Source organism: Phenylobacterium soli (genome assembly GCF_003254475.1).
In the GTDB taxonomy this organism is placed as follows: domain Bacteria; phylum Pseudomonadota; class Alphaproteobacteria; order Caulobacterales; family Caulobacteraceae; genus Phenylobacterium; species Phenylobacterium soli.
Genome location: NZ_QFYQ01000001.1, coordinates 3,144,054 through 3,157,013, shown reverse-complemented (window position 1 = coordinate 3,157,013; position 12,960 = coordinate 3,144,054). Strand labels below are relative to the sequence as shown.

The 12,960-nt window shown below is 72.1% G+C and carries 10 protein-coding genes; 3 read left to right on the top strand and 7 right to left on the bottom strand.

Annotated features, from left to right (window positions below):
- Window positions 1-88 precede the first annotated feature (88 nt).
- The gene (locus tag DJ017_RS15645; protein WP_111529588.1) at window positions 89-1,201 is read right to left on the bottom strand and encodes an acyltransferase family protein; all 1,113 of its coding nucleotides are present in this window, start codon (window positions 1,199-1,201) and stop codon (window positions 89-91) included.
- Between the two features lie 52 nt (window positions 1,202-1,253).
- Here DJ017_RS15645 and DJ017_RS15640 point away from each other — a divergent pair, with 52 nt between their 5' ends.
- The 3 genes from DJ017_RS15640 to DJ017_RS15630 all read left to right on the top strand — a co-directional run bounded on the left by DJ017_RS15640 (window position 1,254) and on the right by DJ017_RS15630 (window position 4,825).
- On the top strand, window positions 1,254-2,519 hold the full coding sequence (locus DJ017_RS15640) for a glycosyltransferase family 4 protein (protein WP_165830650.1): 1,266 nt from the start codon (window positions 1,254-1,256) through the stop codon (window positions 2,517-2,519).
- A 63-nt stretch (window positions 2,520-2,582) separates the two neighbouring features.
- Entirely contained in the window at window positions 2,583-3,863 is a 1,281-nt protein-coding gene (locus DJ017_RS15635; RefSeq protein ID WP_111529586.1) for a glycosyltransferase family 2 protein, read from the top strand.
- Window positions 3,860-4,825 carry a glycosyltransferase family 2 protein gene (locus DJ017_RS15630; RefSeq protein WP_111529585.1) on the top strand — a complete coding sequence of 322 codons (966 nt, stop codon included), beginning with the start codon at window positions 3,860-3,862 and terminating at the stop codon, window positions 4,823-4,825. The genes DJ017_RS15635 and DJ017_RS15630 overlap by 4 nt, the downstream gene beginning before the upstream one ends.
- Before the next feature lie 26 nt (window positions 4,826-4,851).
- On the opposite strand, the gene DJ017_RS15625 is transcribed toward DJ017_RS15630, so the two are convergent.
- The 6 genes from DJ017_RS15625 to DJ017_RS15600 form a co-directional block, all read right to left on the bottom strand.
- Window positions 4,852-6,375 carry a lipopolysaccharide biosynthesis protein gene (locus DJ017_RS15625; protein WP_165830649.1) on the bottom strand — a complete coding sequence of 508 codons (1,524 nt, stop codon included), beginning with the start codon at window positions 6,373-6,375 and terminating at the stop codon, window positions 4,852-4,854.
- A complete protein-coding gene (locus DJ017_RS15620) occupies window positions 6,372-7,886 on the bottom strand; it encodes an O-antigen ligase family protein (protein ID WP_111529584.1) in 1,515 nt (504 codons plus the stop codon). The genes DJ017_RS15625 and DJ017_RS15620 overlap by 4 nt, the downstream gene beginning before the upstream one ends.
- Window positions 7,883-8,761, bottom strand: a complete 879-nt coding sequence (locus DJ017_RS15615) for a glycoside hydrolase family 16 protein (protein ID WP_111529583.1) — start codon at window positions 8,759-8,761, stop codon at window positions 7,883-7,885. Before DJ017_RS15615 ends, DJ017_RS15620 begins: the two co-directional genes overlap by 4 nt.
- Before the next feature lie 8 nt (window positions 8,762-8,769).
- Complete coding sequence (locus DJ017_RS15610; protein ID WP_165830648.1) at window positions 8,770-10,905, bottom strand: GumC family protein; 2,136 nt, start codon at window positions 10,903-10,905, stop codon at window positions 8,770-8,772.
- Window positions 10,906-11,241: 336 nt separating this feature from the next.
- Complete coding sequence (locus DJ017_RS15605) at window positions 11,242-11,922, bottom strand: polysaccharide biosynthesis/export family protein (protein ID WP_111529581.1); 681 nt, start codon at window positions 11,920-11,922, stop codon at window positions 11,242-11,244.
- A 118-nt stretch (window positions 11,923-12,040) separates the two neighbouring features.
- Window positions 12,041-12,952 (bottom strand): glycosyltransferase, encoded by a 912-nt coding sequence (locus tag DJ017_RS15600; protein ID WP_165830647.1) that lies wholly within the window; start codon window positions 12,950-12,952, stop codon window positions 12,041-12,043.
- Between the last annotated feature and the right edge of the window lie 8 nt (window positions 12,953-12,960).

The window sequence follows — 12,960 nt, the reverse complement described above, 5'->3', positions numbered from 1 at the left end:
GGCCTATCTGGCCAATCCCCTGTGGCTCACCCTGCCCGAGCTGCGCGAGCCCGCCCTCAAGGCGCCGCTGAAGCTTTCCGGCCGCCTCCTAAGGCGCGGGCGCGACGGCGGGGCTCGGGCGGCGGGCGGCCAGGCCGGTCCGGAAGAGCTTCATGAGCGGCTTCTCGGCGAGCTGGTAGGCGAGGAGGCCGGCCACGACGCCGGTGGCGACCGAGGCGGCGAAGGTGACGGCGGGCGCACCAACCCCGAGCTTTTCGAGACCGCGGACGGCGGCCGAAATCGCCAGTCCATGAACCAGGTAGACTGAATAGGACGCATCGCCGAGCGCGCGGAGCGGCCACCAGTGCGGCAGCGGGCCGGCCTGCTCCAGGCTGACGGCCCCGGCCACCAGGGCGAAGGCGGGCAGGCCCCACAGCAGAACCCGCGCCGGCTCGACGTCGAAGCCCGCCAGGGTGACGGCCGTGAAGCCTGCGAGCCCCAGGCCGACCAGCGCCCAGCCGACGCCGCGGCCCGGCAGGCGGCGCTCGGACCACGCCTTGCCGAGCCAGACGCCGGCCCCGAACTCGAGCAGCAACGGGTTGGTGTAGGTCGCCCAGATGGCGTTCTGGCCGTCGCCCAGCGGCCGGACGGCGACGAGGCCAAGCAGGGCGGCGCTGAGCACGAACGGCCGCACGCGCGCCGGCGTCAGCAGGGCGGCGGCGAACAGCAGGTAGAAGAACATCTCGTAGTTCAGGGTCCAGCCCGGAACGATGAGCGGTGCGATGAGCCCGGTTTCGTCGCGGTGCGGGACGAACAGCAGGGACTGCACGAGGTGCGCGGCGGTCGCGCGCATGGCGGGGAAGGCGCCGGGGATGGCCACCGCGGCGGCGGCCACGGCGAGCGTCAGGCCCCAGTAGAGCGGTACGATCCGCTGGACGCGGCGCAGCAGGAAGTCGCCCGGCGAGGGCGCTTTGCGGCAGGTCACCACCCACATGATGAAGCCGGAGATCACGAAGAAGACGTCGACCCCGGCCGCGCCGACGCCGAAGGCGCCGCCGGCCCGTTCGGCCGCGTGGAACAGCAGCACGCCGAACGCGGCGAAGCCGCGCAGGTACTGGATCGAGCGCACCTCGCCCGCCGCCTTGGGCAGCGGCCCGAGCTCGCGCGGCCGGTCTTCCGCCGCCGCCTGATGCTGGATTTCCGAATGCGCCGATACGGCCATGCCCCGCCCGCGGTCTCGTGAAATGGAACGAACCTTGGCCTCCAAACGGCTCGTGGCGCGTTTGGCTCCGCAGAGGCTGAAGCCGATCTCGGGGCACGATGTGAAGATCGCCTATTTCGTCCACGACCTGACCGATCCCGCCGTCGCCCGGCGGCTGCGGATGCTGAAGGCCGGCGGGGCCGAGCCGGTGGCGCTGGGCTTCCGGCGCGAGGACCAGGCCCCCGCCGAGGTGGCGGGCGTCCCGGCCATCGACCTTGGTCGCACCCATGACGCGCGTCTCGCCCATCGCGCGGCCAAGACGCTGCTTACCGCGGCGGCGGGCCGGCGACTGGCGCGCCATCTGGCCGGCGTCGAGGTGGTGATGGCCCGCACCTTGGAGATGCTCGCCGTCGCCGAGGCGGCGCGGCGCTTCGCCGGCAGCTCCGCGCGCCTGGTGTACGAGTGCCTGGACATCCACCGCCTGATGCTGGGGCAGGGCGTCAAGAGCCGCGCCCTGCGCACGGCCGAGCGGGCCCTGATGCGGCGGGCGGACCTTCTGGTGGTCTCCTCGCCCGCCTTCCTCGACGCCTATTTTCGCCCGCGCCAGGGCCTGGGACGCGGCCTCGATACGCCCGTCCTGCTGCTGGAGAACAAGGTGCTGGAGCTGGAGCCCGATGCCGCGCCTTCCGCGATCGCGGCCCTGCCGCCGGGGCCGCCGTGGCGGATCGCCTGGATGGGCGCCATTCGCTGCCGCAAGAGCCTCGACATCCTCACCGACCTCGCCGCCCGGCGGCCGGACCTCGTCGAGGTGAGCATCCACGGCCGTCCGGCCCATACCGAGTTCGACGACTTCGACGCGCAGGTGGCGGCGGTCGACAACGTGACCTTCGGCGGGGCCTACGCCGCCGCCGACCTGCCGCGCCTCTACGGCGAGGCGCATTTCGCCTGGGCCATCGACTTCATGGAGGAGGGGCAGAACTCCTCCTGGCTGCTGCCCAACCGGCTCTACGAGGCCAGCCGCCACGGCGCGGTGCCCATCGCGCTCTCCGGCGTCGAGACCGGCCGCTACCTGGCGCGGCACGGTTTCGGCGTGCGGCTGCGCGAGCCGGCCGACCTGGAAGGCTGGCTCGAGGGCCTGTCGCCGAGGCGCTACGCCGCGCTTCGCCAGGAGGTCGCCGAGCTGCCGCGCCGGGCCTTCGTGGCCGACGCCGACGACTGCGTCCGGATGGTGCAGGCGCTGGGCGGAGCGGGTGCGCCTGAGCCGCGTTCCGGACCCCTGCGGCGCGTTGCGCAGAACAGCCACGTTCAGCCGGAACATTCTCCCGGCGAGGCGGTTTAGAGCCCGTCCGTCCGAAGCTGCGCCGGGCGGACTCTTCCGAGAAGTCTGGATCGCCCGCGTACCATGCAAAGCCCGAAGCCCCGCGCCGAGCTTCCCCTTCGTCCTGACGACGCCTTCCGCGACGAGGGAGGGCCGATCGCGCCCGCCGAACAGAGGTCCTTCGCGCCGTCCGGGGCGCCAGCCGGCGAGGCCGCCGCGCGCTCGCCCTGGAGCGCGCCCGCCGCCTGGCCGCGCGCCTGGGCCGAGATCGATCCTGAGCGGCTGATCCACGTGCCCGCCGAGGCCGCCAATGCGCCGGCGCCGCTCGAGCCCGAACTCGCCGCGCGCCGCGCCCTGATCGTCATCCCGTGCCTCAACGAGGCCGGCCTCATCGCCCAGGTGATCGCCAGAATTCTCGATGACGACGGGCTGGTGGATCCACTCGTGCTGGTGGCCGACGGCGGCTCCGACGACGGTTGCCGTGACATCGTCGCCGAGATCGCCGCGCGCGACCCGCGCGTGCGCCTGATGGACAATCCGGGCCGCCTGCAGAGCGCCGGCGTCAATCTGGCCGCCCGCACCCTGGGCGGCGACCGGCCCTGGCTGGTGCGTGTCGACGCCCATGCCGACTACCCCACGAACTACGTCTCGACCCTGATCGCCGAGGCCCAGCGCACCGGCGCCCATTCGGTGGTCGTGGCCATGGAGACGGTCGGCGAGGCGCCGTTCCAGCGCGCCGTGGCGGCGGCCCAGAATTCCCGCCTCGGCACCGGTGGCGCGGCCCACCGGGTCGGCGCGGAGGGTGGCTGGGTCGATCACGGCCACCACGCCCTGTTCAGCCACGAGGCCTTCCAGGCGATCGGCGGCTACGACGAGAGCTTCAGCCACAACGAGGACGCCGAGCTCGACCTGCGGCTCGCCCAGGAAGGCGCGCGGATCTGGCTGACCGACCGCACGCGCATCGTCTATCACCCGCGTCGGACGCCCGGCGCGCTGTGGAAGCAGTACGTGAGCTACGGCAAGGGCCGGGCGCGCACCGTCCTCAAGCACTACACCCCGCTGAAGCTGCGCCAGGCGCTGCCCCTGGCCGTGGCGCCGGCGGTGCTGGGGCTGGCGGCCTCGCCCTTGTTCTGGCCGCTGGCGATCCCGGCGCTCGTCTGGATGGCGACGGCCCTGGGCTACGGCCTGGCGCTGGCGGCGAGGTCGCGCGATCCCGCCGTGGCGCTCGCAGGGCCCGCGGCGATGATCATGCACCTGGGCTGGTCGCTGGGCTTCTGGCTGCAGGTCTTCCGCTGGGCCGCCGAACCGCGCCGCCTGGCGGCGACGCCCGAGCCCGACACCCAGATCGCCCCGGCGGCGTCATGACGGCCGAACGCCCGGTCGTCTCGGTCATCACGGCGAATTTCAACGGCGCCCGCCATCTGGCCGAGGCGATCGCCTCCGTGCAGGCCCAGACCCTGCGCGAGTGGGAGCTGATCGTCGCCGACGACGCCTCCACCGACGATAGCGCCGGCGTGGTCTCCCGCGCCGCCTGGACCGACCCGCGCGTGCGCCTCCTGCGCCAGCCGCGCAACGCCGGCCCGGGCGCGGCCCGCAACGCCGCGCTCGCCGCCGCGCGCGGGCGCTATCTGGCGATCTTCGATTCCGACGACCTCATGGCCCCCGACCGGCTTGAGCGCCTGGTGCGCCGGGCCGAGGCGGACGGGGCGGGGATCGTCGCCGACAATCTGGTGGCCTTCGACGACGGCGCCCGGCCGCACGACGGCGCGGCCTTCCTCGATGCGGCGCCGTTCGAACAGGCGCGCTGGCTGGACCTGGCGGACGTCATCGGCTCGAGTCGGATGTATGCGCGCCGGCCGGGGCTCGGCTACCTCAAACCATTGATCTGCGCCGCCGGGCTGAAGACCTCCGGCGTGCGCTACGACGAGCGGCTGCGGATCGGCGAGGACTACGACGTCTTGCTGCGGCTGATGGCCAGCGGCCTGAAGCTCAGGACCGAGCCGGCGGCGCTCTACTTCTACCGACGCCACCCCGCCTCGGTGTCCCATGCCATGGATCGCCGGCACCTGCTCTCCATGCTCGAGGCCGACGCCACCTTCGAGGCCGACTTCCCGAACCTGCCCGCCGCGGCGCGGCGCGCCCAGGCGGCCCGCCGCCGGTCGCTCGAGCGGGCGCTGACCTACGACGACGTGGTCCGGCGGCTGAAGGCCGGCGACGTGAAGGGCGGCCTCGTCCGCGGCCTCGCCGCGCCGGACGTCTGGCCGCTGCTCACCCTGCCGGTGCGGGCGCGCGTGCGCCGCCTGGCGACCCGGCTCGCGGCCGCCTAGCTCGCCGGCCCGATTAGCCGGCCCGATTAGCCGGCTTGGACCTTGGCGAAGGCGCGGCCGTCCTCGATGAGCCGCCGCCGCGCGAACCCCAGCAGGACGGCCCCGTAGACCGCCGCACCAAGGACGATCATGACCGCCAGGGCGACGATCGGCGGCGCCCCCGCCAGCAGGCGGCGCGCGGGGAGCAGCACGGCGGTCATGGCCACGACGCCCAGGAAGGCGGGCGCGAAGGCGACGACGAGCTCCCGGCGCTCGGCCTCCAGGGTGTCTGCCAGACGCCAGACGTAGACCCCGCACACCAGGCTGACGCCGAGGGCCAGGGCCGCGGCGACGGCGGCGAGCCCGAACGGCGCGGAGGCCGCCACGAGCACGATGGTGACGCCGCCGAGCAGGCTCGACAGCCGCAGCTGCACGGCCGAGCGGCCCAGCGCCAGGAGGAAGGCGCCGATCAGGGCGCAGACGCAGAAGGAGAAGCCGGCGGCCGACAGCCAGCGCAGGGGCGCGATGGCGCCCTGCCACTTGTCGCCGAGCACCAGGGGCACGGCGAGGTCGGCGGTCAGGGCCAGGCCGCAGAACAGGGGCGCGAAGGCCGCCGAGGCGAGGCGCAGCGCCGAGACCGCGAGGGCGGGGAGGGCGTGGCGGTCCGGCCGGTGCGCCGCGCGGCTGACGGCGTTGAAGATGTAGAGGTAGGCCGGGCCGGTGATGAGCATGTCCGGGATCCGGACGATCTGATAGGCCATGGCGTAGAAGCCGAGCGCGGTGGACCCGAGGATGGCGCCGACGATCAGGTTGTCGACGTTGCGCGAGACGTAGTCGGCGAGCAGCGAGCCGATGGCGTGGATCCCGAACTTCAGAAGCTCGCGCGCCTCGTCGAAGCGCCAGGCGGGACGCAGCGCGGCGCGGCCGTTGGCCATCACCCAGACGAGCTTGACCACCCAGAGCGCCAGTTGCTGGGCCACCAGGCTCCAGGCGCCGTAGCCGTGCAGGGCCGCCAGGAGGGCGACGGCGGCGCCGGTAAGGGTGGAGAGCAGGTCGCCTCCGGCGAAGACGCTGAACCGGCCCTCGCGGATGATCCGGGCGTTGGAGGCGGCGGCCAGGCCGTTCATCACCAGGATCGGGCTCAGCGCCACGATCAGCCACGGCAGGCGCGGCTGGTGCATGACCGCGCCGATCGGCCAGGCGGTGAGGCTGAGGGCGACGGCGATGACGAGGCCGATGCCGGCCGACAGCCAGAGCACGGTCGCCTCGAGCTCGCGCGAGACCTCCTGCCGGCGGCCGAGGGCGAAGCTCATCCCGCCGTCGGACAGCACGTTGGCGAACAGGATGAACGGCATGGCCATGGACACGAGGCCGTATTCCGCCGGCCCCACCAGGCGCGCCAGGATCGGCAGCATGGCGAGCTGCAGGGCGAGGCGCAGGGCGCTGGCGCCGGTCAGGGCCAGGGCGCCGAGCGAGGTGCGATGGAGGCGGCGACGGCCAGCGGGTGGTTCGGCCTCGGTCGCCGCCGGGGAAGCCGACAGGGGAGCGGGGTCGCCGCTGGCGAGCGTCACTGGCCGTCCCGCGCGGGCTTCACCAGGCGCAGCCCGACGTGCGGCGGCCGCTGGTGCGCCCAGCCGCCCGGGAAGCTCTCCACCGCCCAGGGCTGGGCGGGGGCGGCCTGTACCGCCGCGGCCGCCGAACCGCGCGGCGCGCGGGCCCGGTCGAACGCTGCGCCCATGGCGCCGAACACCAGGACGGTCGAGAAGTAGAACGGCGCCACGCCGATGGTCTCGATGGGGGTGCGGGCGAGCTCGTAGAGCAGGATCGCGATCCAGAAGACGAGCTGCAGGTTCGGTTTCACGACGAAGCGGCGGATCAGGAAGGCGACGCCGGTGAGAACCGTCAGGGCGATGAGGATCAGGCCCGCCCAGCCGAGCATCACCAGGATCTCCACATAGGTGTTGTGGAAGGTGAAGCCGCCGCGGCCGTCGATCCCGAAGAAGCGCCACAGGCCCTCGGCGTCAATGTTGCCCTGCAGCCAGAAGGCGTAGAAGCCGCGGCCCAGCATCGGCTTCTCGGCGATCAGGTCGCCGGCGCGGTACCAGAGATAAGTGCGGCCGGTGAGGGTCGGGTCCTTATCGAAGATGCTGGCCCCGAGGTTGATCATCGCCTGGGCGAGCGTCGAATAGCCGATGCCGATGGCGATCAGGCAGAGGCCGACGGCCGAGGTGGCCCAGGCGCGGACGACCTTGCCGGCGTAGACGAGCGGCGTCAGGGCGGCGAGCCCCATGATCGCCATGCCGAGGCCCAGGAGGGCGCCGGCGCTGCGGGCGGCGACTACGCAATAGAGGTCGAGCGCCATGGCCAGGCCGCCGATCAGCACCCACAGCCACCGTCGGCCCTGCAGCGCCATGAGCGACACCACGGCCGAGACCACGAGGCCGGTCGAGGCGATGTCGGCCAGCAGGTTCTTGCTCTCGGTGAGGCCGGAGAAGGCCTCGCCGCCCATGCCGACGCCGACGCCGACGTAGCCGCCGAAAAAGAGCGAGGCGACCACATAGGTCAGGAAGGCGAGGGCGATGCCGCGCAGCACCGCCTCCTGGCTTCGGGCAGAGGAGAGCAGCAGGCCGGCGGTCACTGTGATGGCCAGCTCGACGGCGTACTTCAGGCTCTCGCCGGGGGCCTGCGACCAGGTCACCGAGAAGATCGCGAAGGCCGGGACGAGGAACATGAAGCTGCGCGGCAGCATCACGTCGAGCAGCCGGTCGCGGCGGACGAAGAGATAGAGGGGCGTGAGCGCCGCGATCATGGCGGCGCCCATGGTCGTGAGCTGACCGAGGAACAGCATGGGCAGGAAGAGGACGAAGGCGAACAGGCCGTCCACGTCCAGGCCGGTTCGGCCGAGCGGCAGCCCCTCGGCGCGGTGCGGCCGCACTTCCACCAGCTCGACCGGCACGACGCGCGGCCCGGGGCGCGCGTGGGGACGGGGCGGCGGTTCGCTCTCGCCGCCGCCGCGGATCCGGCGGATGCGGGGCGAGCCGCCTTGCGGGCTTCCAGGTCGGGCGTCCCAGGCGGAGGTCATCGGGCGAACCTGTATGCTCGGATGTAGTCGATGGTGAGCTTGGCGGGGAACGGTGTCGTGGCGTCGGGATAGCCGGCCCAGTCGCCGCCGAGGGCGACGTTGGCGACCATGAACATCGGCTTGTGCATGTCGGCCGGGGTCGGCAGGCGCTTGACCTCGCGGCCGTCGACGAACCAGGCCACGTCCTTGGAGTCCCAGCTCACGGCGAAGGTGTGGAACGTGTCGGGCGAGATCGGGACCTCGGTGCCGGAGTCCTTGGCTGCCGCCGAGTGATAGGTGACGTAGTACTTCGACGGGTCGCCGACGCTCTCCATGATGTCGACTTCTGGCGGCCAGGAGAGGTCCGCCGGCAGCAGCCAGAAGGCCGGCCACACGCCCTTGCCGCGCGGCAGCTTGGCCCGCATCTCGAAGTAGCCATAGGTCTGGGCGAAGGCCGGCTGTGTGCTGATCAGGCCCGAGACGTAGCGATAGCCGCGCAGGCCCGCGGCCGCGCCGGCCGGGGCCGGCGTCGCGGCGATCTCCAGCATGCCATTGGCGACGCGGAAGGGGTTCAGGCCGAGGCGCTGGAACTCGGGGTCCACATAGAGCTGGACCTCCTTGTTGCCCTTCAGGGTGCGCAGCTCGAACTCGTCGCCGGCGCGGCCGTCCTTGAAGGTCGTGCGCCAGACGCCGCCCGGTCCCGGGAAGCGGCGGAAGCTGTTGAACTCGTCGTCGAAGGTCAGGGCCAGCGGCCGGCCGTCCGGCGAGGTCTTGAGCGGGCCCGGGGCCGCCGAAGCCTCGGACGGGCCGCGCAGGCAGGCGCCGAGCGCCAGCGCCAGGACAAGGGCGGCGACAGCGCCGCCGCCCTTTCCGGCTCGGATGCCACGAACGTTCATCGGCGGCCTCAGGCGGCGGCGATGTAGTAGTTCTTGAAGTAGCCGTAGTAGTCGCTGGAGTCGCCGTAGCCGTAGCGGGCCTGGCCCTTGACGTTGACCTTGGTCAGCAGGGCGCCGGCCACGTTGGCTCCGCACTCGTGCAGGATGTCCACCGCCGACTGCGCGGCGCGCAGCGGGGTCTTGTTCCACTGGACGAGGTAGAGGACGCGGTCGGCCTTGCCGGCCAGGATCCGGGCGTCGGCCACGCCGAGGATCGGCGGCGCGTCGAGGATCACATAGTCGAACTGGTTGGACAGCTCGCGCAGCACGTCGTCGGTGTCCGGGTTGGAGAACAGGTCGTAGGGGATCGACTTGCCCGCCGCCGGCAGGACGAAGCAGTTGGACTTGTCGTCGTGGACCAGGGCCTCCGAGAGCGGGACCTTGTCCTGCACGACCTCCACCAGGCCCACTTCACGCGGCCCGATCAGCTTGGTCACGCCCCGCTGGCGCAGGTCGCAGTCAACCAGGCAGACCCGGGCGCCGCCGAGGGCGAGAGTGCGCGCCAGGCAGAAGGAGGTCAGGCTCTTGCCCTCGCGCGGCACGGCCGAGGTGACGGCGATCAGCTTGGCGTCGTCGCCGCGGGCCGAGACCATCAGGAAGGCGCGCAGGTTGCGGAAGGCTTCCGCGAAGCCCGAGAACGGGTGGCTGACCAGGTATTCCTGGGGCGCCGCGTCGGGGCCGCGCAGGTTCTTCGGCTTCACCGAGCGGAAGTCGGGCAGCACGCCGGCGAACGGCACGCCGAGCTCGCGCTCCACGTCGATGCGGCTGCGCAGGTGCTTGTCCCAGAACTCGGCCATGATCACCGCGGCGCCGGCCGAGATGAGCGCGGCGAGCAGGGCGATGGCCGCGCCCAGCCGCATGTTCGGCGAGGACGGCGAGGTCGGCACCGCGGCCGGCGAGTTCACCGAGGCGTCCGCCTGCTGGAGGCTGCCTTCGGCGGCCACCTGCTTGGCGCGGTTCAGATAGGCTTCGTAGATCGCCTTCGCCGCGTCGGCCTTCTGCTGCAGGCCGACGAGGCCGATCGAGGCCTGGTTGTTGCTGGCGATGCCGCCCGCGGCGACGCCGCGGCTGGCGAGCAGCGAGGACTCGCGCCCGGCGGCCGCCTGCGCTTCGGCGCGCAGGTTCGACATGATCCGGTTGATCTCCTGCTGGATCTCGGCGCGGACGTCATGCAGCTGGGCGGAGGTGCGCTTCACTTCCGGGTACTGGTCGGTGAAGTCGGTCTTCAGCTGGGCGAGCTTCACGGAGAGCTCGGCCTCCTGCTTGCGCAGTTCCTTGATGGTGTCGGAGCCGAGCGCGGCGCCGACGTCCGCCCCGCCCGAGCCGTTGCGCAGCTGGGCCTGGGCCGCGGCCAGGCGCGCCTGCTTCTCGGCGGCGTCGGCCTTGGCCTGGGCGATCTGGGTGTTGAGGGTCGAGACTTCCTGCTCGGCCATGGTCGCGCCTTCGGACGACAGCAGGCCGTGGGCGTTCTTGTATTCCTGCACCCGCGCCACGGCGACTTCGGCGTCCTGGCGCATCTTCTCGAGGCTCGCGCCGAGCTCGCCGTTGGCCTTGGAGACCAGGGCGATCTTATCGTCGAGCTGCTTCTTCAGGTACTCGTCCATGTAGGCGTTGGTGATCGCCGCCGACTTCTGGGGCGAGGTCGAGGAGACGCCCACGTAGACGACGTACGTCAGGCCCGCACGGCGGATCCAGACGTGGCCGAGAAGGCTGTTGGCGACGCGCGAGACCAGCCGCGGCGAGGGATTGGCGATCGGCGGCTTGGCCGGGATCAGGCCGAACAGGCCCGGCGCCTGCGAGGCGTTGAACTCGGGGTCGTTGTAGAGCTTGAGCCGGCGGACGACGCGCTCGGCGAGCGCCTCCGAGCGGAGGATCTCCACCTGGGTGTCCACGGCGCTGGTGTCCGGCGGCGCGCCATAGGTCTGCGGCTGCTCGGGACGGGCCATGTTGACGCCCTTGGGATCGATCACCACCGAGCCGGTGGCGCTGTAGGTCGGCGTCTTCAGCGCGAAGGCGGCGAGCACCACCAGGAACACTGCGGCGGCGACGCCGAGGCCCAGGCGCGCACGCTGGAGGAGGATGCCGAACAGCTGGCGCAGATGCATGCGCTCAGGCTCGATCGGCCGAAAGGCCTGCCCAGGATGGGCGGGCAGCTCATGCGAGAGCGTGATCAAACTGTTCATGGGCAACCTGCGTTCACAGACCATCTGGCAGGGCGGGAGCGCCGGTGGCGTTCGAGCTCCGGTCGGAATGGCGCAACTCCGATGCCGCCTCGCGACGGCTGCGCGATCCCGGACGCTTGTGGGCCTTGCGGGACCCCACCCGGTTCGGAAGAAAAGCTAGCGTGGCCAATAACCCCGACGCCTTCGGCCGGTTCCGTCGGAAAGCGCTCCAGCAAGCGCATCGGGGTTCGACCGAAGGTCACGAGGTGGATTCCCGGCTCACCAGGGACGGATCAGCATCCCGAGCAGACCGAAGCCGCCCTGGAAGTTCTGCATGAAGGACTTGGCGCCGGAGGTGTCGACCACGACGATGTCGTTGCCGTAGACCGCCGGATCCTCGGCGTGACCGCTCCGGATCTGCGTCAGGTCGTAGATGGCGTTGACGCGCTGGCCGCCGACCGTGCGGAAGATCGCCACCCGCTTGGGGTTGGCGAGCTTGGGATCGGGCCCCGAGGCCAGGGCGACCGCCTGCAGAAGGGTGGTGGGACCGGCCAGGGCGTAGACGCCCGGCTTGGAGACCGCGCCGTCGACGGTCACCTTCTCGCCGTTCGCCTCCTTCACGGAGACCACGACGATCGGGTCCTTCATGTACTTCTTCTTCAGCTCCGCGGCGATGTCGTTGGACAGCTGCGCCGGGGTGCGGCCGCCGGCTTGCATCTGACCGATCAGCGGCATCAGGATCTTGCCGCTGGGATCGACCTGCACGGTCTTCGTCAGGTCTGGCAGCTGCGAGACGTTGACGTCGAGCATGTCCTGCGGACCGATGCGATACTCGGTGGCGCCCGGCGAGACCCGCGCGATGGCGTCGGGTGGGGGCAGGGCAGAGGTGCCCGCGAATGCGGGTGCAGCCGCCAGCGCGAGGAACGCCGCGGCGGCGAGCGAGGGCGAACGCCTGCGCATGATGTGAACTCTCTCCAAATCGCGACCAAACGATTTGCGACGGGCGCGCCGCCGCGCGATCACCAACTCCGATAAGCGGGAGGCTGTTCCGCTTGTTTGGAAAGAAGATCGCGCTGGCTCAGTAAAGTTGCAGCTCGCGCAGCCCCGCGAGCCGCGCCACGGCGCCGGCGTGGAGCGAGCCCCGGACGAGCCAGCGGCTGCGGTCCTTGGGCGACCAGGCGGTCGCCGCCGCGCCCGCCAGGCACACCCCGCCCTTGGCCGCGGCCAGCCCCATCTGGGCCAGGCGCGCGGGCCCGCGGTGCTGCTGGCTGAGGCGCGAACCGTGGGTCTGTCCCGTGCGGAAGCTGCGGGTCATCAGCCACTTCAGCGAGGCGCGGGTCGGCGGCACCGGCTCGTGGGCCAGGGCGTCGGGCGCGAAGCCGATGCGGCCTCCGGCGTCGGTGAGCCGGTAGAAGAAGTCGTCGTCCTCGCCGCCTTGCCGGCCGAGCGCCTCGTCGAAGCGAAGGCCATGGGCGGCGATCGCCTCGCCGCGCAGCAGCACGTTGCCGGCGTAGCCCTTGAGGATGCGGCCGCCGACCTCGACCGGCGCGGTGGAGTGGAAATCGCCGGCCGCCAGCCAGGGCGGGGCGTCGTCGCCATAGACCGCCTTCACCGGCCCCAGCACCGCGTCCCAGCCGCCCCGCTGCGCCTCGGCCAGGAGGGCGGCGAGCCAGCCCGGCGCGGCCGTCTCGTCGTCGTCCAGGAAGGCGAGGAAATCGCCGCGGGCGGCGTCGACACAGGCGTTGCGGGCGCGCGAGATGTTGCGGGCCGGTGCGTGGACATAGGCGAGGTCCAGTCCCAGCCGCACCGCTGCGTCCCTGACGCGCGGCTCGGCGCTCGGCGTCTCGTCGTTGTCGGCGACGATCACGCGCATCCGGACGCCCGGCGGCAGGTCCTGGGCGGCCAGGGAGGCGAGCGTCTCCGCCACCGCCTCGCGGCGGAAGGTGCAGACGCCCACGTCCACCTCGAGGACCGCGATGTCCGTGCTCATGCCCACGC

Excerpts from the sequence above, each read along its gene's own strand:
- DJ017_RS15615 (WP_111529583.1), bottom strand. The coding sequence starts at position 8,761 with ATGAACGTTCGTGGCATCCGAGCCGGAAAGGGCGGCGGCGCTGTCGCC.
- DJ017_RS15600 (WP_165830647.1), bottom strand. The coding sequence starts at position 12,952 with ATGAGCACGGACATCGCGGTCCTCGAGGTGGACGTGGGCGTCTGCACC.
- DJ017_RS15610 (WP_165830648.1), bottom strand. The coding sequence starts at position 10,905 with ATGCATCTGCGCCAGCTGTTCGGCATCCTCCTCCAGCGTGCGCGCCTG.
- DJ017_RS15630 (WP_111529585.1), top strand. The coding sequence starts at position 3,860 with ATGACGGCCGAACGCCCGGTCGTCTCGGTCATCACGGCGAATTTCAAC.
- DJ017_RS15645 (WP_111529588.1), bottom strand. The coding sequence starts at position 1,201 with ATGGCCGTATCGGCGCATTCGGAAATCCAGCATCAGGCGGCGGCGGAA.
- DJ017_RS15635 (WP_111529586.1), top strand. The coding sequence starts at position 2,583 with ATGCAAAGCCCGAAGCCCCGCGCCGAGCTTCCCCTTCGTCCTGACGAC.
- DJ017_RS15620 (WP_111529584.1), bottom strand. The coding sequence starts at position 7,886 with ATGACCTCCGCCTGGGACGCCCGACCTGGAAGCCCGCAAGGCGGCTCG.
- DJ017_RS15605 (WP_111529581.1), bottom strand. The coding sequence starts at position 11,922 with ATGCGCAGGCGTTCGCCCTCGCTCGCCGCCGCGGCGTTCCTCGCGCTG.